Origin of the sequence: Streptomyces sp. NPDC058663, from assembly GCF_042716745.1 — a bacterium.
GTDB lineage: Bacteria > Actinomycetota > Actinomycetes > Streptomycetales > Streptomycetaceae > Streptomyces.
In genome coordinates, this window is sequence record NZ_JBHXRV010000005.1 from 173,939 (window position 1) to 199,267 (window position 25,329).

A 25,329-nucleotide genomic window follows, 5' to 3' on the forward strand; every position below is an offset into this window, starting at 1 on the left:
CCCGCCGATCGTGCCGAACCGCTCTACAGCTCGGTGACGTCCAACTGGCCGGCCGCGTAGTTCTTGCGGATCACCTTCTTGTCGAACTTGCCGACGCTCGTCTTCGGTACTGCCGGTACCAGCGCCCAGCGCTCGGGCAGCTGCCACTTGGCCACCGACCCGGCCAGGAAGTCGCGCAGATCGGCATAGGTGGCCGTGGCGCCCTCCTTGAGCACGACGGTGGCCAGCGGGCGTTCGCCCCACCGGGCGTCCGGAACTGCCACGACGGCGGCCTCGGCGACCTCCGGGTGTGCCATCAGGGCGTTCTCCAGCTCGACGCTGGAGATCCATTCGCCGCCTGACTTGATGACGTCCTTGGCCCGGTCAGTGAGGGTCAAGAAGCCCTCGGGGCTGATCACACCGACGTCGCCGGTCTTCAGCCAGCCGTCCGCGCTGAACTTGTCGTCGGGACGGAAGTCCTCGCCGCCCGCGCCTCCGTAGTACGAGCCCCCGATCCATGGGCCGCGCACCTCCAATTCGCCGGCCGACTCGCCGTCCCACGGCAGCGCCTCACCGGCCGGGCCGCTCAGCCGGGCCTCCACGCTCGCGGGAAGCCGGCCCTGGGTGATGCGGTAGGGCCACTCCTGCTCGGCGGTGAGTCCGGCCGGCGGGTGCGCCATGGTGCCCAGCGGGGACGTCTCCGTCATGCCCCACGCGTGACACAGCCGTACGCCCAGCCTGTCGTACGCCTCCATGAGCGCGGGGGGACAGGCGGAGCCGCCGATGGTGACCTGGCTCATCGAACTGAGGTCGCGCGGGTTGGCGGTGACCTCGGCGAGCAGGCCCTGCCAGATGGTGGGAACGGCCGCGGCGTGGGTGGGGCGCTCGCGTTCGATCATCTCGGCGAGCGGGGCGGGCTGCAGGAAGCGGTCGGGCATCAGCATGTTGATGCCGGTCATGAAGGTGGCGTGCGGCAGTCCCCAGGCATTCACATGGAACTGCGGAACCACGACGAGGGTGGTGTCCTTGTCGGTCAGGCCCATCGACTCGGCCATGTTGACCTGCATGGAGTGCAGATAGATCGAACGGTGCGAGTACGCGACACCCTTGGGCTCGCCGGTGGTGCCCGAGGTGTAGCAGAGGGCGGCGGCGCTGCGCTCGTCGATGTCCGGCCAGTCGAAGGTGGTCGGGCGGTCCGCGATCAGCTCCTCGTACTCGTGGACCTGCGGCGTGCAGCCGTCGAGCAGGGAGCGGTCACCGGGGCCGGCCACGACGATGTGCTCGATGGCCGGCAGGTGCGGCAGGAGCGGGGCGAGGAGGGGAAGCAGCGAGCCGTTGGCGATGACCACGCGGTCGGCGGCGTGGTTGACGATCCAGATCAGCTGCTCGGGGGGCAGCCGCAGGTTGAGGGTGTGCAGGACCGCGCCCATGGAGGGGATCGCGAAGTACGCCTCCACATGCTCACCGTTGTTCCACATGAGAGTCGCGACGCGCTGGTCGCCGACGACGCCCAGTTCGTCGCGCAGCGCGTTCGCCAGGCGTGTGGCGCGTGCGCCGATCTCGGCGAAGCTGCGGCGCTGCGGCTCGGCCTCGCCCGTCCAGGTCGTGACCTGCGACTTTCCGTGGATGGTCATCCCGTGTTGCAGGATGCGGGTCACGGTCAGCGATACGTCCTGCATGGTGCTGAGCACGGCGTCCTCCCGGTGGGCGCGCGGTATGGCACGTCGCACTGGTCGTCGCTCGCCAGTGCGTGTCTGGCCGATTCTGCGCACGTACCCAGCGGTATGTCACTACCTGGGAGTAACCAAAAGAAGGCGGATCTTCGCCGGTCAGCGGGCCGGTGTCAGTTCCGGATCCTCGCGGAGCTTGCTCAGCGCGCGGGAGACGGCGCTCTTGACCGTGCCGACGGAGACGCCGAGCACCTCGGCGGTCTGCACCTCGCTCAGGTCCTCGTAGTACCTGAGGACGACCATGGCGCGCTGCCGCTCGGGGAGCTTCATGATCGCGCGCCACATCGCGTCGTGCAGCACCTGCTGCTCGGCGGGATCGGCGGCGGGCGGCGCGGTGGACCCGGCGATGCTCGGCTCCGGCAGTTCCTCGCAGGCGAACTCGTCGACCTTGCGCTTGCGCCACTGCGAGGTGCGGGTGTTCAGCAGTGCCCGGCGTACGTAGCCGTCCAGGGCACGGTGGTCCTCGATGCGCTCCCAGGCGACGTAGGTCTTGGTCAGCGCGGTCTGCAGCAGGTCCTCGGCGTCGCACGGGTTCGCGGTCAGCGAGCGCGCGGTGCGCAGCAGGACGGGCCCGCGGGCCCGGACATAGCTGGCGAACGACGGGTAGCCGGTGAAGGAGGCGGCGTGCCCGGCGTGCCCGGTGGCGGCCTTGGATGCGCTGGTGCAGACAGGCGTGGTCATGGGTTCCACGCTAGAAGCGACGGCCGTCCCCGGGATCGGCCCCAGGTCCCGAAGACATCTCCGCCTCAGGTTGTAGAGGTGGGGCAGGCCCCACCTCCTGAAGGTGGAGGGGGGCCCGGGGGGTATCAGGGTCGGGGCATCAGGGTCGCGCTCGGGCGGCTCACTCCCAGGTGCGGGCCACCAGCGCGTCGACCCGGTTGCGGTCGATCACCAGGCGGTGACCGCCGTGCGTCTCGCGCACATTGCCCGCGTACTGGTGAATGCGGCGGTGCGGCGTCCAGGCGCTCCGGTGCAGCGAGGGTTCGCTGTACAGCGACGGCCGGACGCGCCAGCGGGCGAACCAGATGACCTCCGGCAGATCGGTCGCCCCCACCTGCCGGGCCCACTCCATGTGGCGTACACCCGAGGAGGCACTGCTGTAGTAGCCGGGGTAGTAGCGGTGTCGGCGGAGTTCGCGGTTCCAGGCCTGCACGAAGGTCAGGGTGCGCTGCGCACAGGGCTTGTCGGTCAGGTCGTACGACTCCATGTCGAGGTACAGCGTGCTGCCGGGGATCATGCCGTGCCACTTCGCCCGCCGCACCGCGTCCCGGGCCTCCGCGACGCCCTGCTGCCAGGGGTGGCGCCCGATGACGTAGCGCCGCTTGTGCCGCGCCTCCACGCAGGGCGACTGGGAGCCGACGTACAGGGGGAGCAGGAACCAGCCCATCCGGTCGACCGAGGTGACCCACTGCCTGTTGAGGTTCTTCTGGTACGGGCAGGCGCGCGCCCGGCCGCCGAAGTAGACACCGACGGCGCGGTACCGGGAGCCGCGCCAGGCGTCCATGGCAGCGACCGAGGGGGCTTCGCAGGTGTCGAAGGCCCAGCCGTCGAAGTACACCGGCTCGGCCTCCCCGGCGACGGCACCGGCCGGCGAGCGCAGGCCGGCCCTGGTGTCCCCCGGCGCGGCCGCGGCCGGCAGCACCAGTGCGGTGAGCACGGCGACCAGCGCCCCCGCGAGCCCGAAGGTCCGGATCGGCAACCCATTTCGTACATACGCAGAAAGCCTGAATCGGTACATACGTTGAGCTAACGGTCATTCAGTAAGGGAGTCCACGACGCACGCCGGGCCGGTCAGCAATCCACCCCCAGGATCAACCCGGACGTGGGAACTCCGGTGCCCGCCGTCACCAGTACCCGAGCCGCGCCGGGCACCTGGTTCACCGAGGTGCCACGGACCTGCCTGACCCCTTCCGCGATGCCGTTCATCCCGTGCAGATACGCCTCACCGAGCTGCCCCCCGTGCGTATTGAGGGCAAGCGCCTCCTCGGCCACGAAGTCCGCCGCCTCACCAGGCCCACAGAACCCGAACTCCTCCAACTGCATCAGCACGAACGGGGTGAAGTGGTCGTAGAGGATCCCCACATCGACACCCGCGGGCGACAGTCCCGAGGTGCGCCACAACTGCCGTGCCACCACTCCCATTTCCGGCAGGCCTCGCAGGTCGTCGCGGTAGAAGCTGGTCATCTGCTCCTGCCCGCGCCCGGCGCCCTGGGCGGCGGCAACGATCACCGCGGGCGGCTGCGCGAGATCCCGGGCACGCTCGGCCGTCGTCACCACGACCGCCTGCCCGCCGTCCGTCTCCTGGCAGCAGTCGAGCAGCCGCAACGGCTCCACGATCCAGCGCGAGGCGGCGTGCTCGGCATGCGTGATCGGCTTTCCGTAGAAGTACGCGGCCGGGTTGCGCGCCGCGTATCGCCGGCCGGTGACCGCGACATGCCCGAACACCTCCGGGGTCAGTCCGTAGGCGTGCAGATAGCGCTGCGCCGCCATCGCCACCCAGGACGCGGGCGTCAGCAGTCCGAACGGCAGCGCCCAGCCCAGTGCCGCCCCCTCCGCGGACGGCTCCCGCCGCTGCACCCCGGAACCGAAACGGCGCCCGGAGCGCTCGTTGAAGGCCCGGTAGCAGACGACCACCTCCGCCACTCCCGACGCCACCGCCAGCGCCGCCTGCTGCACGGTCGCACAGGCCGCACCGCCCCCGTAGTGGACGCGGGAGAAGAAGGACAGCTCGCCGATGCCCGCCGCCTGGGCGACCGTGATCTCCGGGCTGGTGTCCATGGTGAACGTGACCATGCCGTCGACGTCCGCGGGGATGAGCCCGGCGTCGTCGAGTGCGGCGTGCACCGCCTCCACCGCCAGCTTCAGCTCGCTGCGCCCGGAGTCCTTGGAGAACTCGGTGGCCCCGATCCCCACGATGGCCGCCTTCCCACCGAGGGAGTCGGCCCTGCGGACACTCATGCCGTCTCCCCGTCCCGCGCACTCATGCCATCTCCCCGTCCCGGCCAGTCATGCCGTCTCCCCGTCCCGGCCATTCATGCCGTCTCCCCGCCCCGGGAGGTGGTCTCCGAAGCCGCGCCGGCGGAGGCGTCGAAGGCGACCCGCACCGTGCCCGTGACGTGCTGCCCGATGCCGTTGGCCCCGACGACCCGGATCTCGGCGGTGCCCGCCGCCGCGTCGACCTGTCCGACCGTGCCCCGCAACACCATGGTGTCCCCCGGATAGTTGGGCGCGCCCAGTCTGATCCGCACCGCTCGCAGCCGGACACCGGGCCCGAGGCTGTCGGTCACATACCTCCCGACCAGGCCATTGGTCGTCAGGATGTTCATGAAGATGTCCGGAGACCCCTTCTCCCGCGCTCTCTCGGCGTCATGGTGCACGTCCTGGTAGTCCCGGGAGGCGACCGCCCCGGCCACGATCAACGTGCGGGTCACCGCGATCTCCAGCGGTGGCAGTTCCTCACCGGACCTCATCCCTCACTCCCCTCCTCGACGGCCCCCGCATCCGGGAGCCCGTCCGCCATCAGCAACTCGCCGAGTTCCTCGCCCACTTGACCCGCACCGCCCAGGTACGTGTCGATCTGCCGCCCCCACAAGAAGTGCCGGTGCACCGGGTGCTCCAGATCGGCCCCCGCCCCACCGTGCAGATGCTGCCCCGCGTGCACCACCCGCCGGCCGGCCTCAGATGCCCACCAGGCGGCGGTCAGTGCATGACCCTCGCAGGCCAGGCCCTCGTCGTACCGCCAGGCCGCCTCGTACGCGGTGACCCGGATCGACTCCGTGTCCATGTGCGCCTCCGCGGCCCGCAGTTGCACCGCCTGCTTGGCCGACAGCGGCTGCCCGAACTGCTCCCGCTCCGAGGTGTGCCGGGCGGCTCGCGCCACCGACCCCGCGCACACCCCGGCCTGCAGCCCGGCGAAGGCGATGCGCGCCGCCCTCCTGATGCGGTCGTACGGCTCCGGACCCGGCCCGCCCAGCCGCTCGCCCCGCGCACCGGTGAGGACGAGCCGCCCGGCGGCCCAGGGCGCGGTGGTTTCGACCGGCTCGACGCCCGCCCCGGCCGCGTCCGTGCGGACGAGCCACAGCGTCCGGTCGGTGTCCGGCACCACCACATGGGTGGCGTCCCGCAGCCACGGCACCGCAGGGCCCGTCCCCGACAGCGCGGCCACGTCCCACCCCGCGCCCGCCCTCGCACCCGCATCCGCCCCCGCCTCGGCCTCCGCCCGAACCGAACCCGTACCGGAGGCCGAGAACGCGCCCACGGCGACCACCGAGCCGTTGCGCAGCCCCGGAAGCAACAGCTCGCGCTGCTTCTCGGACCCGTACGCACCCACCGCGAGCAGCCCGTACACGCTCGTGGCCGCGAGCGGCACCTGCGCCGTGGTCCTCCCCTGCTCCTCCAGCAGCAGCACGAGTCCCAGCAGCCCGGTCTCCTCCACGGACTCGATCAGCCCGGCCTCCCCCAGCCGCTTCCACAGCTCGGTGTCCGTGCCCGTCCCCGCCGCCGTCAGGCGCTCGTGCGTCGCCAGATCGCCGAAGATCCGCGCCGCCAGGTCCCGGGCGGCCCGCTGCTCCTCGCTCGGAGTGAAGTCCATGCCGCCCCTCACCCCCCGTCCACCGGCCGGAACACCGGAAGCTCCAACTCCGCGTCATATCGCTGGAACTCCGCCCGCACCCGCATCCCGATCCGCACCTCGTCGTGCGCGACCCCGACCACATTGCTGATCATCCGCACGCCTTCCGCGAGCTCGATCAGTCCCACCGCGTACGGCGGGGAGAAGGCCGGGAACACCGGGTGGTGCATCACCACGTACGAGAAGACCGTCCCCTCGCCGCTTGCCTCGACCGTGTCCCATTCGGCCGAGCCACACGCCTGACAGCCCGGGAGCCAGGGGAACCGCAGCCTCCCGCACCCCTCCCCCGTGCACCGCTGGATCAGCAGCCGGTGTGCGGAAACCCCCTCCCAGAAGCCCGCGTTGTCCCTGTTGACGACCGGCCGGGGGCGCAGCGCCGCCGGTGCCTTGTCCGCGTCACCCTGTGGAGTTGTCCTCGTGGCCGGTGCACCCTTCACGTGCGGGGCGTACTTGAGGATCCGGAAGCGGTGCGTCCCCGCCAGCCTTCCGTCTCCGTACACATCCATCCGCGTCGTGACGAAGTGCCCGGCGCCCAGCTTGGTGCTCTTGCGCTCCGACACCGACTCGATCACCGCGTCGAAGGTGATCCGGTCGCCCGGCCGCAGGTCCCGTACATACTCCTGCTCGCAGTCGGTGGCGACCACGGAGGTGCACCCCGCGCCGTCGAGCAGCGCGAACAGGTCGTCGTACGCCGACGTACGGCCCGCTCCCGCCCCGTGACCGGACAATCCGCCCATCGTCCATGCTTGGAGCATGGTTGGCGGAGCTATCGCGTCCGGCCCTTCGTATGCCGGACTGGTGTCTCCCATCGCTTCGCACCAGTGCCTGATCATCGGCTCGTTGACCAGGTCCTTGCCCACTGCCGAGGTGGCCGCCGCCAGCCCCTCGTACTTCTTCAAACGGGCGAGGAAGTCACCCTGTTCCCGCTTCCCGTCACTTTCTGTGACCAATTCTTCGCCCCTCGCTGCCAGCTTCCTCCGGCCACCGTTCCCCCCGCCCCTCCTCGTCCCGTGCGTCACCGCTTCCCCCTGCGCATCCCGAGCCGCATCGTCGCGACGATCTCCCGCTGCACCTCGCTCACCCCGCCCCCGAAGGTGTTGATCTGCGCCGCCCTGTTCATCCGCTCCAGCTCGCCGTCCCCGAACGCACCCGGCGACCCGGCCCGCACCAGCCCCGCGTCGCCCACCACCTCCTGGCACAGCTGGTAGACCGCCACCGCGCTTTCGGTTCCCACGAACTTGACCCCGCTCGCGTCCCCGGGTGCCAGCGTGCCCGCCCCCACGTCCCCCACGAGACGCCAGTTCAGCAGCCGCACCGCCGCGAGCCGGGCGTGCGCCTGCGCCAGAGCGGCCCGCACCCAGGGCCTGTCACCTGGCTTTTCTCCCGTATCCGGGTCAGGGGTCCGGGCATGGGCGAGGGCCCGCGAGAAAGCGTCCTCGGCCTGCATGCCGATCGCCGCGAGGGCGACGCGCTCATGGTTGAGCTGGTGGGTGATCAGCCCCCAGCCGGCGTTCTCCTCGCCCACGAGGTTCCCGGCCGGCACCCGGATTCCGTCGTAGTACGTGGCGGTGGTGGTCAGCCCGCCCACCGTCTCGATGGGCGTCCAGGAGAAGCCGGGCACGTCCGTCGGCACCAGCAGAATCGATATTCCCCGGTGCTTGGGGGCCTCGGTGTCCGTCCGGCAGGCGAGCCAGATCCAGTCGGCGTGCTGGGCGTTGCTGGTGAAGATCTTCTGCCCGTCGATCAGCCACTCACCGTCACCGTCCGCCCCACCCACCTCCTGCGCACTGTGCGCACCCTGCGCACTGTGCGCACCCTCCGCACTGTGCGCACCCTCCGCACTGTGCGCACCCTCCGCGCGTACGGCACGCGTCCGCAGCGAGGCGAGGTCGGTCCCGGCCGACGGTTCGCTGTAGCCGATGGCGAAGACGAGCTCCCCGCGCAGGATCCGGGGCAGGAAGTACTCCCGCTGCTGCGGGGTCCCGTGCTTCATCAGCGTCGGTCCAACGGTGTTCAGCGTGACCATCGAGACCGGTGCACCTGCCCGGTACGCCTCGTCGAAGAAGACGAACTGTTCGTCGGGGCCGCGCCCCTGCCCGCCGTACTCCTCGGGCCAGCCGATCCCGAGCATTCCGTCGCGGCCGATCCGCCGCAGCAGGGCGCGTCGGGCGCCGGGATCACTGGGCGCTCCTTCCGGCATCACTTCACGGAAGTACGAGCGAAGTTCGGCGCGCAACCGCTGCTGGCGCCCGGTCGGTGCGAGGTGCACGGCGGAGTCCTCCAGCGGGTAGCCCGCGCGCACGGGAGACGTACGCGGCCCTGTCCCAGGGGAAGCGCGCAGACAGGGTTTCTGACTGTCCGTCAGATCGAGGCGCGCTGTCAAGGTCGCCGGCAGAAGCCGCCGTTCCGTCCGGCCGCAGAGCGTCCCTGTATGCGGAAATGCCTGCACGGCGGCGCCGAAGCACCGCCGTACAGGCAGTCGTTCCCCGCGGCACGGGCCCCGATGAGGCCGCGCGGACTACCAGAGCTCGGAGAAGTTGATCGCGACGTTCCTGTTGCCCTGGTTGATCGCCGTGAAGCCCGAGCCGTTCACGCTGGCGTTGTTGCTCTGGTTCGAGGCGCCGGCGCCGTTGGCGACCTGCTGAGTGGTAGTGGAGTTGCCGTTGTTCGTACCGCCCACGCCGCTTCCGCTGATGGTGGCGACGGCCGCATTGGAGCCGTCGTCCGCGAAGGAGCCGTTGTCGGCGGTGGCGACGCCCGTGAAGAGGGCGGCGGCGAGGGGCAGCGCGGCAACGGCGGCGATGATGCGGGCATTACGCATGGTCAATTCCTCCAGGAACTGTAATGAGCGCTTTTTCCGAGGCAGTTGGCCGACCGCCTCAGTGCTGGTGACGACGTCGCGACATCAGAATTGCCCACCGAATCCCCGGCGAACCACCCATCACGCCCCTATTCGCTCGCAAGCGTGAGGTTTTATCGATAAACCCATTTCCTCACCCCAAAGTAGCCAGCTGGGGGCCAAATAGCGCACAAGCCCAGTAATCACATAGGAGGAAGCGTTTCGGCAGATTTTCGGCCAAGTTGCCCCCACTTCCCTTATTCGAACGTTCGTACGACCATGGGGGTATGGCCACTCCAGACCGGCTCACCGCCACCCTGGCCCTCGCGCACGCCCTCTCCGCGGCGGAGCGCGGCCTCCCCGTGATCCCCCTGTCCCTCACCAAGCTCCCCGCACTGCGCTCCCCGCACCACGGCGAGCCGGCCCCCGAGGCCGGCGGCGATCGCCCTCCCTGCCGGGGGGAGTGCGGCCTGCCCGGCCACGGTGTGTACGACGCATCGACCGATCCGGCCGTCGTCCGCGCCCTGTTCGCCGCGGCCCCCAGGGCCACCGGCTACGGCATCGCCTGCGGCAGCCCTCCGCACCACCTCATCGGCATCGACCTCGACACCAAGCACGGGGACGACCCCGTCGCCGCCCTCGAACAGCTGGGCCGCGCGCACGACTTCGCCCTCCCGCCCACGGTCACCGTCGTCACGCCCTCGGGCGGACGGCACCTCTGGCTCACCGGCCCGTCGGACCTCGCCGTCCCCAACTCCGCGAGCCGACTGGCCCCCGGCATCGACATCCGCGGCGCCGGCGGCTACCTGGTCGGCCCGGGCTCGCTCACCCGCCACGGCGTCTACCGCCTGGCCCCCGGCACCGCCCAGCTACCGGCGGCTCTCTGCCCTCCCCCGCTGCTGGCCCTCCTGACCCGCCGCCCCCGCAGGCCTCCACCGGCCCCGCTGACCTGCGGGTACGCCAGAGGCCACGGCCTGGTGGAATTCGTCCGAGCCGCCCGCGAGGGCCAGCGCAACACCCGCCTCTTCTGGGCCGCCTGCCGCGCGTACGAGAACGGCCTCGGCGAAACCCTCGCCCCCGCCCTCACCGAAGCCGCCCTCCACTGCGGCCTCACCCTCACGGAAGCCCGCTCCACCCTCGCCTCAGCCGCGCGACTGACCACGGGCACGCGCGCGTAGAGCCACCGCCCCAGTGCCGGGCTGCGCCGCATACCGCTGCCGGTCTAGCCGGACACCGTGTCCCTCGTGCGTTCCCGGGCGTCAGGAAACATCAGCCGGCCGGCGAAACCCATCACGCCCAGGGACCCCCACACCAGGCCGTGACGCAGCCACCTCATGCCGCCCTCCCAGTCCTGCGGAGGACCGAAGGCCAGCCAGACCACTACAAGGGCACCCATCAGCAGGCTTGCGACGCCGGCCAAGAGACGTATTCCAGGACTCATGCGCCCAGGATCTCCCGTGGCCTCCACCGCCACAATCGAAAAAGCGGCGAGCACCACACAGTTCGGGCCGCACGCCCCGCTGTGCCCGCTGCGCTTGCTGTGCCCGCTGTGCCCGCCAACTCGGCACCGCCCGGGGGAGATCAGGCATCGGCGGGCGGCTGTCAGAAGGACGGCCCCTGACCGTCTTACCTGGTCAGGGGCCGTGCACCTGCGGTGGGTGTGGGATTTGAACCCACGGTGACATCGCTGCCACGACGGTTTTCAAGACCGTTCCCTTAGGCCGCTCGGGCAACCCACCTAAGCCCCGCCGACCTGCGGCGGAGCGGCTACAGCCTAGCGGTTGCGGCGGCCGGGGCGGGCCGCCCGGCCACTCTCGGCCCGTGGACGGGGAAATCCGCCCGCGGGAAGGCGCCCCCGGCGGACGGCCACGAGGTCGGCCAGACCTCACGGACCGCCCGTCGGCTGGGGCGGCCCGTGGGCTCGGACCGCCCGTCAGCTGGGACCGCTCGTGGGCTCGGACCGCCCGCCGGCTGGGACCGTGGGGTTCGGGTCGTCCGTCCGCCGGGTCTAGTCGTCGCCCTCGCGGGCCTGCAGAGTGACTTCCGCGGTGGACTGCTTGCCGTCACGGGTGTAGGTCAGCTTGACCTTGTCGCCGGGCTTGTGGGTCCAGATCTCGCTGATCAGGGTGGGGCCGCTGTCGATCACGCGGTCGTCCAGCTTGGTGATGACGTCACCCGCCTTGAGGCCCGCGGAGGCCGCCGGGCCGCCGGGGGAGACCGAGGGGGTGTTGCCCATGCCCTTTTCGGCGATCTTGGCGCCGTCGCTCTTCTGCTCCATCGAAACGGTCGCGCCGATCATCGGGTAGACCGGCTTGCCCGTCTTGATGAGCTGCTGGGCGACCGTTTTGGCCTGGTTGATCGGGATCGCGAAGCCCAGGCCGATGGAACCCGACTGTCCGCTTCCGCCGCCGAGGCCGCCGCTCGGGACGGACTGGATCGCGGAGTTGATGCCGATGACCGCGCCGCGCGAATCGAGCAGCGGGCCGCCGGAGTTGCCCGGGTTGATCGACGCGTCGGTCTGCAGGGCGCTCATGTACGAGGCCTTGCTGCCCTGGCCGTCACCCGAGGCGACCGGCCGGTCCTTGGCGCTGACGATGCCGGTGGTGACCGTGTTGGACAGGCCGAAGGGCGCACCGATGGCGATCGTCGGGTCGCCGACGACGACCTTGTCCGAGTCGCCCAGCGGGAGCGGGTTGAGATCGCCCGCGTTCTTGAGCTTGAGGACCGCGACGTCGTAGCCCTGAGCCCGGCCGACGACCTCGGCGGCGTACTTCTTGCCGTTCGAGAAGGTCACCGACAGCTCGCCGCCACCGGCCGCCGAGGCGACCACGTGGTTGTTGGTGAGGATGTGGCCCTGCTTGTCGTAGACGAAGCCGGTGCCCGTGCCGCCCTCGCCGCTGCCGCTCTGCGCGTCGATCGTGACGACGGAGGGAAGCGCCTTGCCCGCCACGCCCGCGACGCTTCCCGGGTCGCGCTTGAAGTCCTGCGGGTTGCCCGCCGCCGTAATGGTGGTGGAACCGCCGGGTCCGTTGTCGCTGCGGTTCGCCGCCCAGAAGCCGACACCGCTGCCCACGCCGCCCGCGACCAGCGCGGCGACCAGGACGGCGGCGATCAGCCCGCCGCGGCCCTTGCGCTTGCGCGGCTCGGCGGAGTCGGCGGTCACCGGCGCCCCCCAGGGGTCGCCACCGCCGCCGTGCCCGGAACCGTAACCACCGCTTCCACCGCCGTGTCCGGAACCGAAACCACCGCCTTGGTGGGCGTCGCCGCCACCGCCGTACGACGGGTGGGCGGGCGGCGGCGGAGGCGGCCAGGCAGCACCGGGGGCGGGGTGCCCTGCGGGCGGGGCCGGGGGCGGGCCGGGGGACGCGGCCGCCGCGGTCACCGGAAGCTCCGCGGTGGGCTGCGGGGCGTGCGGGGCGGGGTAGGAGGCGGGCGGGTGGGCCTCGTACGCCGGGGCAGGAGCCGCAGCCGACTGCGCGGACTCGTACGCCGGGCCAGGAGCCGAAGCCGAGGCCGACTGCGCGGACTCGTACGCCGGGGCCGGGCCGGAGGCCGCGGCTGGGGCCCCCGCGGCCGGAGCCGCACCCGCAGGCGCGGCATCCGCGGGCATGGCACCGGGCGTCGTGACCCCGGTCTGCGGAGCCCCCTCGGTCTGCTGGACCCCCTCGGTCTGCGGGGAATCGGCCGGCGCCCCCGGAACCGGCTTCTGGACGCCGGGCGTCCCCGCGGCCCGCGGTCCCTGTGCCTCGACCGGAGCAGGAGGCGGTGGCGGTGCGGACGGGGCGGCCGGTACCGCAGTGCCCTCGTTCTCGGTGCTCACAGCTCTCTCCTCGGTTCCACGTCGTCCTGGCTGTTGTTCCGCGTTGTACAAGTGTCGTGACTCAGCTTTTCCCACGGCACGTCAGAGCACTGTAAGCGGGACCTGTGCGTCTGCCCGTCATCCTTTATTCCGGACTAAACGGACGCATCCGCTGGCCCCCGCCCAGCGGCCGAACGGCCCCGCGATGCCCTCCCCGCAGGCCCCCGCCACGACACTTCGCGTACACCTGCCCCGTGTCGGTGACACCATGTCGCGGTGACCCACGCACGACAGCAGCACATCCAGGTAGTCGCCCACCGCGGAGCCTCCGAGGACGCTCCCGAGCACACCCTCGCCGCGTACCGCAAGGCGATCGAGGACGGGGCGGACGCCCTGGAGTGCGATGTCCGGCTGACCGCCGACGGCCATCTCGTCTGTGTGCACGACCGGCGGGTGAACCGTACGTCCAACGGGCGCGGCGCGGTCTCCGCCCTCGAACTGGCCGATCTGGCCGCCCTTGACTTCGGCTCCTGGAAGGGCCGTGACGAGAGCGCCGAGAGCCCCGACTGGGACCCGGAGCGGGGGAACGCGGGGGCGGCGGGCGAGTTCACCTCCGTACTGACGCTGGAGCGGCTCCTCGAACTGGTCGCGGACGCGGGTCGTCCGGTTCAGTTGGCCATCGAGACCAAGCACCCCACCCGGTGGGCCGGGCAGGTGGAGCAGAGACTGCTGGAGATGCTGCGGCGGTTCGGACTCGACGGCCCGCCGAAGGAGCCCGGCACGCCCGCGCCCGTGCGGATCATGAGCTTCTCGGCCCGCTCCCTGCACCGCGTCAGCCTCGTCGCTCCCGCCATTCCGACGGTCTACCTGATGCAGTTCGTCACGCCGCGGCTGCGCGACGGGCGGCTCCCGGCCGGCGCCCGGATCGCGGGTCCCGGCATGCGCATCGTGCGCAACCACCCCGGTTACATCGCCCGGCTGCACCGCGCGGGACACCAGGTGCACGTGTGGACGGTGAACGAGCCGGAGGACGTCGAACTGTGCGTCCGCCTCGGAGTGGAGGCAATCATCACCAACCGCCCCAAACAGGTTCTTGCCCAACTCGGACGCCTTTAGACCCGTTACAGGGAGTGCTCCGGCGCATCCGTACCGTATTCGATCGATACGAGTGCCCCACTGGCCGGGGCTTGGCCGGTTTCCGGTCCAGGCCATTGGGGAATTCACACCTCGCGTGGGGGCGAAGGAGGTCTCGGGGGTGGCGTTGATGGAGGCACAGGAGGTGCCCACGTCGTCATGCATGGCCATTCCGCATGGCCCTGCAGGCGTGGGGGCGGCCAGACACCAGATGCGTGCAGAGTTGCGCACAAAAGGGGTGTCCGAATCGGTCGTTGATGATGCAGTTCTGGTCCTTTCCGAACTACTGAGCAACGCCTGCCGACATGGCAGGCCACTGGGAGCGGCAGAGGTCGGCGACGGTGACGTCCGCGCCGCCTGGGGGGTCGATCCGGCGGGGCGGCTGACCGTGGAAGTGACGGACGGTGGCGGTCCGACCCGTCCGGTTCCGGCCACTCCCTCGGTCACCGCACGCGGCGGACGCGGGCTGAACATCATCAGCGCGCTCGCCAAGACCTGGGGCGTGCGGGACGACGGCGCGTCGGGCGAGGTGACGGTGTGGGTGGTGCTCGACGACAGCCCACGGCACAGCGATTTCGCTACGCGCGTCGCACCGCCGACGCTGGACTTCGCGGTCCCGTTCGACGATCTGGGCTGACCGTCACCGCGCCACGCGCGCGAAGCAACACTTCGCGCGCGTGGCGCGAGTGCCGTACCGCACGGCTGGTTCGAGGGCCGTATGCGCGCGGGGGACGAGTGCCCTACGCGCGCGTGGCGCGAGTGCACCCAGTCCACCCAGTCCAGCCAGTCCAGCCACCAGCCAGTCAACCCAGCGTGCCGCTGAGGAATGAGCGCCCTGCGCCCGCGCGGCGCGAAGGCCGTGAACGTCCCGGAAAGCCGGGCTCCCCATTGCGGCTAGGCTCGCGCCGACACCGCACTGCCGCAAGGGGAGAAGCACGCATGGCCAAGAAGCGCCCGCAGACCAAGTCCGCCAAGCCGCAGACCGCCAGCAACGAGCCCGTGCCGGTGGTCGGGGCGCGCGAGCCCTGCCCGTGCGGTTCCGGCCGCCGCTACAAGGCATGCCACGGGCGGGCCGCCTCGCACGCCGTCACCGAACTGACCCAACGCCCCTTCGAGGGCCTGACCGGCGAGTGCGACTGGGTCGCGCTGCGCGAGCTGGTCCCGGCGGCGACCGTCGCGCTCTCCCTCAAGGGCGGACTGCCCGACGGCGTTCCCTCGGTGACGCTGGCAACCGTACTGCCGATGGCGTGGCCCGCCCTGCGCCGCGAGGACGGCTCCGTACTCCTCGGCCTGCAGAACGACACTCCCTCCGGCGACCTGAGCCGGGACCTGGCCCACACCCTGCAGCGCGCCCTGAAGGCCGAGCCCGGCAACCCGGTCGCCGCCGAGCAGGCCCCCGCCGACGGCCCGCGCCTGCAGGATCTGCTGGATGCGGACGCGCCCTTCGAGCCGACCGTGCACACCGGTTTCGAGTTCTGGGTGCCGGACAGCGACAACGCCTCCGCCGAGGTCACCGCCTCGCTGGAGCGGGCCAACGCCGCCGCGATCCCGACCGTACGGCTGACCGGTGTGGACTGTGCGTACTGGTGCGAGACGCCGGAGAAGAACCACCTGCGGTGGGCCATGCCGCACCCCGAGGAGAAGCTCCTCGACGCGCTCGCCCGGCTGCAGGCGGCCGGCGAGGGCTCACTCGGTGAGGGCACCCGCCTGGTCGGCTCGTTCCGTGCGCACGGCATCGTCGTCCCGGTCTGGGACCTGCCGAGCGCGATGACGGCCGAGCAGTGCGAGAAGCCCGCCGCGGCGTTCGCCGAGCGGCTGGCCGGGGCACTCGCCTCGGACGCCCCGCTGACGGCCGAGGAGCGGCGCTCGCGCGGCGGCCTCACCAACCGCCAGGTCACCCTCAGCTGACATTCCGGCCGCGCTTTCGGTCGGCCCGACAGCCCTACCGGCGTTCTTCCAGCCACCCGTCGCGCCACCCGCCGGGCCACTCTTTCGGCTGGAAGGACGCCGAAGAACGGCTTGAAGAAGGGCCTTTCACCGGCCTCCGTTGCACAGTGCACAACGGGACGGAGGGGACATGGTGACTCCGGTCACAACTCCCCGTACTGGCTGGTAAATTGCTGTCTGAATACAGGAGATCGAATTTGCGAACAGCAGATCTCTTGTTACCGTTCTAGGAGCCCGGTCGCTGGTGCATCCCCCGTCGCCAGCGACCGGGTCTTTCCATTTCCCCGCCCGGTACGGCTGACGACACGCCGGTCAACGGGTGGCCGGGTCGGCCGAGTTGCTTCCGGACCGCAACAGCAGCGGACCGTCCTTGAGGCCCGCGAATTCCGAAACAGCCGTGTACTCCCCCGGCCGCCGGTGCTCCCCCGGCCGCCGGTGCTCCCCGCCGGACGCCTCTCCTCCGACGCCCGCCATGGCCTCGCGCGGGGTCTCGCACAGCCCCGGCTCGTCCTCGGCGCCCACCGCGCAGTGCATCCGTACGGCGCGCCCGGCCGGCCCCATCAGGGTGAGCACGGCGTCCACCTCCGCACCGGTCGCGTTCCGGTAGTACGTACGGGCCCAGGTGTCGCGCCCCTGCTTCAGGACACAGGTCTGCGCCTCGACTCCCTCGGGGGACACCACCTCGGGACCGCACCGCGCGTGCACGCGCCCCAGGGGCTGACCGGGATCACCGGCGGGCGTGTCCGCCGTCCGGCCCCCCGGTCCGCGCCCCGGCGCGGCCTCCGCTGCGGGGCCGGGCGCGGCCTCCGCAGGGTCCGTCGCGGCGCCCTTCGAATCCGCGGGGCCGGCCGCTGCACCCGCGAACGGCAGAAGAACGGTGAACACCACGACGGCGGAAAGCCCGATCATGCGGATATTCAAGGGGAGCGCCCACCTGCCGGCTGCCGGGAAATTCGTGACGGTGGACCGAAGATATCGACGGACGGCGCGCATCTTGTCGGTTGCGCGCCCAATTCCCCGGAACTCGCGCCGTCTCACACCCTTACGAGTGAGCGCCACTTGCCGGTTAACGCCCCAGGAGTGCGCCGAAGCCCCCGGAGCGCCCACCCGCACCATATGCGCGAGTGCACCTGTGTAAACCCCGGCCGGCGCACCCCGGGGGGAACCTGCTCCCGCCTGTGCAGACCCCGGGCCGACGCACCCGGGGGCCGGCTCAGTAGGTGAGCCTGCTCCCGCCGCCCGGTGCCCCGGTGCTCGCCACCACCAGGGCGTCCAGCACCGTCTCGACGTCCGGCAGCCACGGCAGAGCGTCCCGGCCCACGGCCGGCTCGCGCTCCCAGCGCACCGTTCCCGCGCCCGTCTGCGAAGTCGGCAGCACCAGATAGCCGCCGTCCCCGTGGAACCGCAGCGAGGAGGGCACCCGGTCCTTGGCGTACAGCAGCTCGCCGAGCCGCTCCAAGGAGTACGGGGCCACCAGGAGCGCCCACCGGGTGGGGGTCGCCACGACGGGGCCGAGCCGCACCCCCAGCCGGTCCAGCGCGACCAGCGCCCGCGCACCGGCCAGCGCCGGGAGGCTGAGCGCACAGGGCGCGTTGCCCCCGGTGGCCAGCAGCACCGGCGCCGCGGGGCGGGCCTCCCACCACCAGCGCACCATGCGCGGGTCGGTGGTGGCCGCGAGCAGCCCGGGGTCGTAGGGGTGCGCGCCGGGTACCACGCACTCGGGGTCGGGGCAGGCACAGCTCCGGTCCTCACCGGAGCGGCCGCCGGCCGTCGCCAGGCCGACGCCGGGAAGCACCGGCCACTTCCACACGGTGGCGCAGTTCAGCGCCGTACCGGGTGGGGCGGGCCGCTCGCTGCGCCGGAACCGGAGCCTGCGTCGCCTTCCGAGGATCTCGCGCATGAGCGCTCGTTCCTTTCCGTTGAACGCCGAGGTCCACATCGCACCATGTGTGCATCACTTCACTGCGCATACAAAAGCCGTGCCGAGCCACTGAGCAGAACGGACGAGCACCGAACAGGACAAGCACTGAACAGACTGCGGTACGGCAGCCTCTCGGGGCCGGGCGTGGAACGTGGCGGAGGGTGGCGCGCACGAGGCGCTTACCCGTCCCGCAGGACGTCGCCGGAGCTTGTGGTGGTGCTTGGTCCTACCCGTCGCACTTTCCCTGGTGCTTCCCCGCCGACTCGGGAACCGTGCCGGGCCCACAGCGGATAGGACGCCTGCGCCCGCCGCCGGGTTCCGGGTCGACGGCGGCGCGGCCGCAGTCCCCCGGTCATCACCGAGTCAGATACCCAGCACGGTCGATATGACGCGCTGTCGATCCCCCTCAGTCGACCGCAAATGCCCATCGAGGACCGCGTTTTCACGCCAAGTTGGCATTCCCCTGATTCCCCAGGGACACCACGAATCCCTCCAGGACAATGCTGGACATCGGCTCACATGTGCGTGTAGATGTGGACCCATTAATAGCGGCGCAGAATGACATGGGGGTTTGCGATGCTATTGAGTGAAACGCACCAGGTGGAAAGCCGGCTGACATGAGCGCCCCGAACGTGCCGAAAGTGGCTGGAATCGATCCTCTGGTTCCGTCTCCCGCGCAGACTCCCGCGCCTGCGGGAGCGGTGATCCAGGACCGGCTGGCCGGCTGGGTCTCCGACCTCACCACCCTGCACGAACTCACCGAACGCCTGGTGAGCACCGGTGCGCTGGACGAAGCGCTGCACGCGGTGGTGGAGGCCGGAGCCACCCTCGTCGGGGCCCGCCGCGGTCTCGCCGCCCTCGAACCCGCCGACGGGCTCGGCCCCGCGAGCACCGTCGGACTGGGCCTGACGCATGCCGAACTCGGCCACCTGGAGACGGTGCCGCGCCGGACGCCCGAGGACGGCGACCCCCAGGATCCGGCCCCGGGGCCGGATCTGTTCGCCTCCAGCCCCGATCTGCTGCACGAGGAGGACCTCGACCCGCTGCACCGCGAGGTCGCGGCCCGCGTGGGGTACGCCGCCAGCTATGCCCTGGACCTGACCGGCCCCTCGGGGACTCTCGGGTCGGTCGTCTGGCTGTACGACGACCCGGCCGAGCCCCCGGAGCGCCGCCGCCATCTGGTGGGGCTCTACGTCCGGTACGCGGCCGAACACCTGGCCCGTCTCGTCGAGCTGGAGCGGGCACGCGCGCGCGTGGCCGCGCTGACCGAGGAGCTGCTGCCCAGCCGGCTTCCCCGGGTGACCGGCGTACGGATGGCGGTGCGCCACCACGCCGGGCCGCACGGCGGCGGCGACTGGTACGACGCGCTGCCCCTGCCCGAAGGGGCACTCGGGCTGACCGTCGGCTCGGTCACCGGCTCGGGCCCCGGCGCGACGGCCGCCATGGGGCGGCTGCGGGCGAGCCTGCGGGCGTACGCCGTGATGGAGGGCGAGGACCCGGTCGCCGTCCTGTCCGACCTGGAGCTGCTGATGCGGCTGACCGAACCGGCCAGATCGGCCACTGCACTGCTGGCGTACTGCGAACCGGCCAAGCGGAAGATCCTCCTCTCCGGTGCGGGCCACTGCCCGCCGCTGATCGTCGGCGCGCGCAGGACCGAGTACGCGGAGACCACGCTGTCCGCACCGCTGGGCATGCTGTCCTGCTGGGAGGCGCCCAGCGCGGAGATCGCTCCGGAGCCCGGCGAGAGCGTGCTGCTCTACACCGAGGGACTGCTGCGCCGGACCCGCGATCCCATGGACCGGGCCTTCGCACGGCTGCACGCGGCTGCGGCGGGCGTGCCGAAGGCAGCCCGGGAGGACCCCGGGGCGATCGCCGACCACATCCTGCGGACGATGCTCCCGGACGGCCCGGACACCGGGGACCCGGCAGCGGACATCGTGCTGCTCGCGGCACGCTTCGACTGATTTCTCACAGTTGTCCACAGGCCGGGGACCCGTCGTGCGCACGGACATACGATGGAAGGCCAGGAGGCGGGAAACCCCTGGCCCTGTGTCGTATGAGGAGACGTGCCGTGTCTGAGGAGCTCAAGCCGGAGACCCCGGAAGCCGTGGATGCCGAGGCCGCCGAGGGTGCGGACGAGGAAACGCCCAAGCAGCGCAAGAACGGGCTGTACCCGGGCGTGTCCGACGAGCTCGCCGAGAACATGAAGTCCGGCTGGGCCGACACCGAGCTGCGCGACCTGAAGCCGATCGCGCAGGCCTCGCACACCGCGGCCCGCCGCGCCGCGCTCTCCGCCCGATTCCCCGGCGAGCGCCTGGTGATCCCCGCGGGCAACCTCAAGACCCGCTCGAACGACACCGAGTACGCCTTCCGCGCCTCCACCGAGTACGTGTACCTGACCGGCAACCAGACCGAGGACGGCGTCCTGGTCCTGGAGCCGACCGCGACCGGCCACGACGCGACGATCTACCTGCTGCCGCGCTCCAACCGGGAGAACGGCGAGTTCTGGCTCAGCGGCCAGGGCGAGCTGTGGGTGGGCCGCCGGCACTCCCTCGGCGAGGCCGAGCAGCTGCTCGGGCTGCCCGCCAAGGACGTCCGCGAGCTGCCCGGTGCGCTGCGCGAGGCCACGGGCCGCGTGCGCACCGTGCGCGGGCACGACGCGGGCATCGAGGCCGCTCTCACCGACAAGACCACCGCCGAGGCCGACGAGGAGCTGCGCGTCTACCTCTCCGAGGCACGCGTGGTGAAGGACGAGTTCGAGATCGGCGAGCTGCAGAAGGCCGTCGACTCCACCGTGCGCGGCTTCGAGGACGTCGTGAAGGTCCTCGACAAGGCCGAGGCGACCTCCGAGCGCTACCTGGAGGGCACGTTCTTCCTGCGCGCCCGCGTCGAGGGCAACGACATCGGCTACGGCTCGATCTGCGCCGCAGGACCCCACGCCACCACCCTGCACTGGGTGCGCAACGACGGCGACGTGCGCTCCGGCGACCTGCTGCTGCTCGACGCCGGCGTGGAGACCCACACCCTCTACACCGCCGACGTCACCCGCACGCTGCCGATCAACGGCACCTTCTCGCCGCTCCAGAAGAAGATCTACGACGCGGTGTACGAGGCCCAGGAGGCCGGCATCGCGGCGGTCAAGCCGGGTGCCGCGTACCGCGACTTCCACGATGCCTCGCAGCGCGTGCTCGCCGAGAAGCTCGTCGAGTGGGGCCTCGTCGAGGGCCCGGTCGACCGCGTCCTGGAGCTCGGCCTGCAGCGCCGCTGGACCCTGCACGGCACCGGCCACATGCTCGGCCTCGACGTGCACGACTGCGCCGCCGCGCGCACCGAGGCGTACGTCAACGGCACGCTGGAGCCGGGCGTCTGCCTGACCGTGGAGCCCGGTCTGTACTTCCAGGCCGACGACCTGACCGTGCCCGAGGAGTACCGGGGCATCGGCGTCCGGATCGAGGACGACATCCTGGTCACCGAGGACGGCAACCTGAACATGTCGGCCGCGCTGCCGCGCCGCTCCGACGAGGTCGAAGCGTGGATGGCCGCCACCAAGGCCGCCAAGTAGCACTGCGGAGCCGAGGCGTGGAGGGTGCGCCGCCCGGGGTCAGGTCGCCCGGAGCAGCGCGCCCTCGCGCCATTTCAGGATCTTGTCGAACGTGACCACCGCGCCGTGCCCCGGCCGCGGCCGGTTGCGGAAGTGGACGTGGTCGGCGAGCTGCTCGATCAGACAGAGGCCTCTGCCGCTCTCCCGGGTGTGGGCGGCACGGGGCACCGGAGTACCCCTGCGGCGTACGGCGGGGAAACCGGGCCCCGAGTCGGTGACCTCGATGCGGCACTTCTCGCCGTCCAGGTACGCCGTCACCTCGTACTCCGCGGAGTGCGGGCCCTCGGCGTCGTCCCCGCCGTGCTCCACCGCGTTCGCACAGGCCTCGCTGAGCGCGACCGACAGGTCGTAGGAGACGTCCGGGTCGACCCCGGCGGTCTCCATGGCGCCGAGCAGATGGCGGCGGGCGAGCGGAACGCTCGCGGCTTCGCGCCGCAAGTGGAGTGACCACCAGATGCTCATGCTCCAGCCTCCAGGCTGCGGCTCGACATACGACTACGTATTGCCGCTCGGGGCGGTGGGTAAGCCCGCAATCGGTGCGAGAGCGCCCATTCGGCGGATGTGCGCTCCCCGTGCGCCGGTGTAGGAGGGCCGGTTTCCCGTCTCCGTCACGGCCGGTGGAGCGGGCCGACTTCCGCGACGTATCGGACCATCGGGAGGTTGTGGACCTGCCGGGTCCCCGAGGGGGCCGCAGTGCGATGATGTCTGCGCCATGTCCCAGCCCGTCCTGCCGGTCGCCCCGCGCGACGCACGCACCCGAGCCGCCGCGCGGCTCGCGAGGGCCGCGGTCTTCACCGCGGTCTGCGTCGTGCTGTCCGCGACCGGGCACGTGCTGGGGTCGACGGCGACCGTGCCCGGGTGGACGCTCGCGGTGGCCTTCGCCGCGGTGTTCGCGCTGGCCGCGCCGCTGGCCGGGCGGATCCGCTCACTGCCCTCCATCACCTTCGCGCTGACCGCGGGACAGCTCGGGCTGCACGCCGTGTTCGGCCTCGGCCAGCAGCACGCGGGCACCGTGTCCGGCGGTGACCAGGGGGCGGTTGGCGCGCTCGCCGCCCAGCTGATGTGCGGCGGCGGTGCGGGGATGAGCGCCGCCGGCGCCCGGGACGTACTGGCCACAGCCGGTGCGGGCCCTTCGGCGAACGGCCACGGGGGGCACGCCCTGCCCTCCGGACCTCCGGCCTCTTCGTCGTACGACGTCTACGACGTCTGGGGTGCGGGCGGTGGACAGGACGGCGCCTCCGCGGCCGCCGACTGTCTGCATTCGCTGGTCCCCAGCCTCCCCATGCTGCTCGGTCATCTGCTCGCCGCGCTCGCCACCGGGTGGCTGCTGCGCCGCGGTGATCTCGCGCTGCGGCGGCTCGGCGTGCTCTCGGCGTTCCGCGCCCAGGAAGTCGCGGCGGGGGCGCTCATGGGGTCGCTGCGCGCCGCGCTCTCGCTCGTACGCGCCCTGCTCGCCGGACTTCCGGGGACGCCCGCGTGCGGCCCCCGGGCGGTGCCCGCCCCCTTCCTCGTTCCCGAGCGCACGGACGAGGACGGCCTCCAGCATTCGGTGATCAGGCGCGGCCCGCCCGCGTCGGCGTACTCCCTCGCCGCCTGACGCGACCCCCACCCCCGTACCCGTGTACGGAGACGGAGCGGGTCGCGGATCCGGTGCGCCCCGCCCTCGCGCGGCGCACCCCTCACCCAATTCGCTTCTGCCTCTGTGGGGTTCACAGTCATGAACGCTTCACGTATCGCCCGTACCTCCCCTGCCGCCCGTACGTCCCGCACCGCGCGGCTGTCCCGTATCGCCGCCGTCGGGGCGGCCTCCGCCGCCTCCGTGGCGCTGCTCGCCGGCCCCGCCTTCGCGCACGTCAGCGTGCAGCCCGTCGGCCCGGCCGCCAAGGGCGGTTACGCCACCGTCAACGTCAAGGTCCCCAACGAGCGCGACAACGCCTCGACCGTGAAGCTCGAAGTGACCTTCCCGGTGAAGGACCACCCGCTCACCTCCGTGATGCCGCAGCCCGTGCCCGGCTGGACCGCCGAGGTCACCAAGGCCAAGCTGGACAAGCCGCTGAAGGTGCACGGCAAGGAGATCAAGGAAGCCGTCGAGAAGATCACCTGGACCGGCGGCAAGATCGGCCCGGGTGAGTTCCAGCAGTTCCCGCTCTCGCTCGGCCAGCTTCCCGAGGACACCGACGAACTCGTACTGAAGGCGATCCAGAGCTACGACAACAAGGAAGTCGTGCGCTGGATCGAGACGCCCAAGGAGGGCGCGGAGGAGCCGCAGAACCCGGCTCCCGTCCTCAAGCTGACGGCACCGGCGGGCGACGGCCACGGTGCGGCCAAGGACACCGCAGCCAAGGACAAGCCTGCCGGGGCCGACGGCAAGGCCGCCTCGGACCAGGGCACGAAGACCGTCGCCGCGGCCGACAGCAGTGACACCACCGCCCGTGTCCTGGCCGTCGTAGGCATCATCGTGGGTGTCGCGGGTGTGGCTTTCGGCGTTCTCGCCGGCCGCCGCCGCGCCGCCTGACCCACCCCCTCGAAGCTCAGGATTTCCATGCGCAAGAAGAACGTGCTGGTCGCGGCGGCTCTCACCGCCGCGGCCGCGCTCACCCTGTCCGCGTGCGGCGGCGACACCGCCAAGGAGGGCGGCTCGGCCGCCGCGGTCTCCACGCCCACCAAGGCCAAGGCGGCGACGGTTCTCGACCGGCCGTACACAAAGCCGAACCTCGTCCTCACCGACACCCACGGCAAGAGCTACGACCTGCGGGAAGCCACCAAGGGCAAGCCGACGCTGATCTACTTCGGCTACACCAAGTGCCCCGACGTGTGCCCGCTGACCATGAGCAACATCGCCGTCGCGTACAAGAAGCTGCCGAAGGCCGACCAGGAGAAGCTCCAGGTCGTCTTCGTGACGACCGACCCGAAGCGGGACACTCCCAAGGAACTCGGCAAGTGGCTCAAGGGCGCGGGCAGCCCCGACTTCATCGGGCTGACCGGCGACTTCCCCACCATCCAGGCAGGCGCGCGCCAGATCGGCGTCAGCATCGAGCCGTCCACCACGGACAAGAAGGGCGTCGTCACGTCCATGCACAGCAAGCAGGTCATCGCGTTCTCGCCGAAGACCGACGCGGGCTACGTGCTGTACACCGACGAAGCCACCCCCGAGGACTACATCGCCGATCTCCCGAAGATCGTCAAGGGAGAAACCCCGTGAACCACCGCACCATCCGCACCACCCGCATCATCCGCGCTACCCGCATCACCTCACTCGCCGCCATAGCCCTCGCCGGCTCGCTCGCCCTCACCGGCTGCGGCGGCGACACGACCGGCAAGCCGGCGGTCGCGAAGACCACCGGGGCCGCCGACGCCGGCAACGGCAAGCCGCAGCTCGCCGTCACCGGGGCCTTCATTCCGGAACCCGCCATGGACGACATGGCCGGCGGCTTCCTCACCGTGAAGAACAGCGGCTCCGTCGCCGACAAGCTGACCTCCGTCACCGCCACCGCTTTCGCCGGCAAGGCGGAGATCCACGAGACGACGGGCGGCAAGATGCGGCAGGTGCAGTCCTTCGACGTCCCCGCGAACGGCACGCTCGCCCTCAAGCGCGGCGGGAACCACGTCATGTTCCTCGACGTGAAGAAGAAGCCGAAGAAGGGCGACCGGATCGCCGTCGAGCTGCACTTCGAGAAGTCCGGCACGGTCAAGGTCGACATGCCGGTCGAAGCCGCCACCCACAACCCGCAGCAGCACCACTGAGGGGC

24 protein-coding genes and 1 tRNA gene are annotated in these 25,329 nt (G+C 71.4%); 10 read left to right on the forward strand and 15 right to left on the reverse strand.

Annotated features, from left to right (window positions below; genetic code table 11):
* Positions 1-23: 23 nt before the first annotated feature.
* The 9 genes from ACFWVV_RS05660 to ACFWVV_RS05700 all read right to left on the reverse strand — a co-directional run bounded on the left by ACFWVV_RS05660 (position 24) and on the right by ACFWVV_RS05700 (position 9,160).
* Entirely contained in the window at positions 24-1,670 is a 1,647-nt protein-coding gene (locus ACFWVV_RS05660) for a long-chain fatty acid--CoA ligase (RefSeq protein ID WP_384343214.1), read from the reverse strand.
* A 138-nt stretch (positions 1,671-1,808) separates the two neighbouring features.
* Positions 1,809-2,390 (reverse strand): SigE family RNA polymerase sigma factor, encoded by a 582-nt coding sequence (locus ACFWVV_RS05665; protein WP_384343212.1) that lies wholly within the window; start codon positions 2,388-2,390, stop codon positions 1,809-1,811.
* Positions 2,391-2,550: 160 nt separating this feature from the next.
* The gene (locus ACFWVV_RS05670) at positions 2,551-3,408 is read right to left on the reverse strand and encodes a DUF1906 domain-containing protein (protein ID WP_384343209.1); all 858 of its coding nucleotides are present in this window, start codon (positions 3,406-3,408) and stop codon (positions 2,551-2,553) included.
* 92 nt (positions 3,409-3,500) lie between these two features.
* Entirely contained in the window at positions 3,501-4,667 is a 1,167-nt protein-coding gene (locus ACFWVV_RS05675) for a lipid-transfer protein (protein WP_384343206.1), read from the reverse strand.
* 74 nt (positions 4,668-4,741) lie between these two features.
* Positions 4,742-5,179 carry a MaoC/PaaZ C-terminal domain-containing protein gene (locus ACFWVV_RS05680; protein ID WP_384343203.1) on the reverse strand — a complete coding sequence of 146 codons (438 nt, stop codon included), beginning with the start codon at positions 5,177-5,179 and terminating at the stop codon, positions 4,742-4,744.
* Entirely contained in the window at positions 5,176-6,300 is a 1,125-nt protein-coding gene (locus ACFWVV_RS05685) for an acyl-CoA dehydrogenase family protein (protein WP_384343200.1), read from the reverse strand. Before ACFWVV_RS05685 ends, ACFWVV_RS05680 begins: the two co-directional genes overlap by 4 nt.
* 8 nt (positions 6,301-6,308) lie before the next feature.
* Positions 6,309-7,289, reverse strand: a complete 981-nt coding sequence (locus tag ACFWVV_RS05690) for a bifunctional MaoC family dehydratase N-terminal/OB-fold nucleic acid binding domain-containing protein (RefSeq protein WP_384343196.1) — start codon at positions 7,287-7,289, stop codon at positions 6,309-6,311.
* A 65-nt stretch (positions 7,290-7,354) separates the two neighbouring features.
* Positions 7,355-8,608: an acyl-CoA dehydrogenase family protein gene (locus ACFWVV_RS05695; RefSeq protein WP_384343193.1), complete on the reverse strand. Its 1,254-nt coding sequence runs from the start codon at positions 8,606-8,608 to the stop codon at positions 7,355-7,357.
* A gap of 249 nt (positions 8,609-8,857) precedes the next feature.
* Positions 8,858-9,160 carry a hypothetical protein gene (locus tag ACFWVV_RS05700; protein ID WP_384343190.1) on the reverse strand — a complete coding sequence of 101 codons (303 nt, stop codon included), beginning with the start codon at positions 9,158-9,160 and terminating at the stop codon, positions 8,858-8,860.
* A 305-nt stretch (positions 9,161-9,465) separates the two neighbouring features.
* Here ACFWVV_RS05700 and ACFWVV_RS05705 point away from each other — a divergent pair, with 305 nt between their 5' ends.
* Positions 9,466-10,356 carry a bifunctional DNA primase/polymerase gene (locus ACFWVV_RS05705; RefSeq protein ID WP_384343187.1) on the forward strand — a complete coding sequence of 297 codons (891 nt, stop codon included), beginning with the start codon at positions 9,466-9,468 and terminating at the stop codon, positions 10,354-10,356.
* 44 nt (positions 10,357-10,400) lie between these two features.
* Here the strand turns inward: ACFWVV_RS05705 and ACFWVV_RS05710 are convergent, their stop codons facing one another.
* The 3 genes from ACFWVV_RS05710 to ACFWVV_RS05720 all read right to left on the reverse strand — a co-directional run bounded on the left by ACFWVV_RS05710 (position 10,401) and on the right by ACFWVV_RS05720 (position 12,998).
* Entirely contained in the window at positions 10,401-10,619 is a 219-nt protein-coding gene (locus ACFWVV_RS05710) for a hypothetical protein (protein ID WP_384343184.1), read from the reverse strand.
* Between the two features lie 211 nt (positions 10,620-10,830).
* Positions 10,831-10,917, reverse strand: a tRNA-Ser gene (locus ACFWVV_RS05715).
* A 269-nt stretch (positions 10,918-11,186) separates the two neighbouring features.
* On the reverse strand, positions 11,187-12,998 hold the full coding sequence (locus ACFWVV_RS05720; protein ID WP_384343181.1) for a S1C family serine protease: 1,812 nt from the start codon (positions 12,996-12,998) through the stop codon (positions 11,187-11,189).
* Positions 12,999-13,253: 255 nt separating this feature from the next.
* Here ACFWVV_RS05720 and ACFWVV_RS05725 point away from each other — a divergent pair, with 255 nt between their 5' ends.
* The 3 genes from ACFWVV_RS05725 (at position 13,254) to ACFWVV_RS05735 (ending at position 16,019) form a co-directional block, all read left to right on the forward strand.
* Positions 13,254-14,093 carry a glycerophosphodiester phosphodiesterase gene (locus ACFWVV_RS05725; RefSeq protein ID WP_384343178.1) on the forward strand — a complete coding sequence of 280 codons (840 nt, stop codon included), beginning with the start codon at positions 13,254-13,256 and terminating at the stop codon, positions 14,091-14,093.
* A 46-nt stretch (positions 14,094-14,139) separates the two neighbouring features.
* Complete coding sequence (locus ACFWVV_RS05730) at positions 14,140-14,748, forward strand: ATP-binding protein (protein ID WP_384343591.1); 609 nt, start codon at positions 14,140-14,142, stop codon at positions 14,746-14,748.
* A 302-nt stretch (positions 14,749-15,050) separates the two neighbouring features.
* Complete coding sequence (locus ACFWVV_RS05735; RefSeq protein WP_384343176.1) at positions 15,051-16,019, forward strand: DUF5926 family protein; 969 nt, start codon at positions 15,051-15,053, stop codon at positions 16,017-16,019.
* Between the two features lie 351 nt (positions 16,020-16,370).
* Here the strand turns inward: ACFWVV_RS05735 and ACFWVV_RS05740 are convergent, their stop codons facing one another.
* Entirely contained in the window at positions 16,371-16,967 is a 597-nt protein-coding gene (locus ACFWVV_RS05740) for a hypothetical protein (RefSeq protein WP_384343173.1), read from the reverse strand.
* Positions 16,968-17,271: 304 nt separating this feature from the next.
* The gene (locus ACFWVV_RS05745; RefSeq protein ID WP_384343171.1) at positions 17,272-17,958 is read right to left on the reverse strand and encodes a bifunctional DNA primase/polymerase; all 687 of its coding nucleotides are present in this window, start codon (positions 17,956-17,958) and stop codon (positions 17,272-17,274) included.
* A gap of 638 nt (positions 17,959-18,596) precedes the next feature.
* Here ACFWVV_RS05745 and ACFWVV_RS05750 point away from each other — a divergent pair.
* Together ACFWVV_RS05750 and ACFWVV_RS05755 are read left to right on the forward strand one after the other, a co-directional pair.
* A complete protein-coding gene (locus ACFWVV_RS05750; protein ID WP_384343168.1) occupies positions 18,597-19,943 on the forward strand; it encodes a PP2C family protein-serine/threonine phosphatase in 1,347 nt (448 codons plus the stop codon).
* Between the two features lie 107 nt (positions 19,944-20,050).
* Positions 20,051-21,541, forward strand: coding sequence for an aminopeptidase P family protein (locus tag ACFWVV_RS05755; RefSeq protein ID WP_384343164.1), 1,491 nt, complete (start codon positions 20,051-20,053; stop codon positions 21,539-21,541).
* A 39-nt stretch (positions 21,542-21,580) separates the two neighbouring features.
* On the opposite strand, the gene ACFWVV_RS05760 is transcribed toward ACFWVV_RS05755, so the two are convergent.
* Positions 21,581-22,042 (reverse strand): ATP-binding protein, encoded by a 462-nt coding sequence (locus tag ACFWVV_RS05760; protein ID WP_384343161.1) that lies wholly within the window; start codon positions 22,040-22,042, stop codon positions 21,581-21,583.
* A 250-nt stretch (positions 22,043-22,292) separates the two neighbouring features.
* Between ACFWVV_RS05760 and ACFWVV_RS05765 the strand changes: the two genes are divergently transcribed.
* The 4 genes from ACFWVV_RS05765 (at position 22,293) to ACFWVV_RS05780 (ending at position 25,324) form a co-directional block, all read left to right on the forward strand.
* Positions 22,293-23,177, forward strand: coding sequence for a hypothetical protein (locus tag ACFWVV_RS05765; RefSeq protein WP_384343158.1), 885 nt, complete (start codon positions 22,293-22,295; stop codon positions 23,175-23,177).
* Between the two features lie 120 nt (positions 23,178-23,297).
* Positions 23,298-24,095, forward strand: a complete 798-nt coding sequence (locus ACFWVV_RS05770) for a YcnI family protein (RefSeq protein WP_384343156.1) — start codon at positions 23,298-23,300, stop codon at positions 24,093-24,095.
* Positions 24,096-24,122: 27 nt separating this feature from the next.
* On the forward strand, positions 24,123-24,782 hold the full coding sequence (locus ACFWVV_RS05775; RefSeq protein ID WP_384343153.1) for an SCO family protein: 660 nt from the start codon (positions 24,123-24,125) through the stop codon (positions 24,780-24,782).
* Positions 24,779-25,324: a copper chaperone PCu(A)C gene (locus ACFWVV_RS05780; protein ID WP_384343150.1), complete on the forward strand. Its 546-nt coding sequence runs from the start codon at positions 24,779-24,781 to the stop codon at positions 25,322-25,324. The genes ACFWVV_RS05775 and ACFWVV_RS05780 overlap by 4 nt, the downstream gene beginning before the upstream one ends.
* The last annotated feature ends 5 nt before the right edge of the window (positions 25,325-25,329 follow it).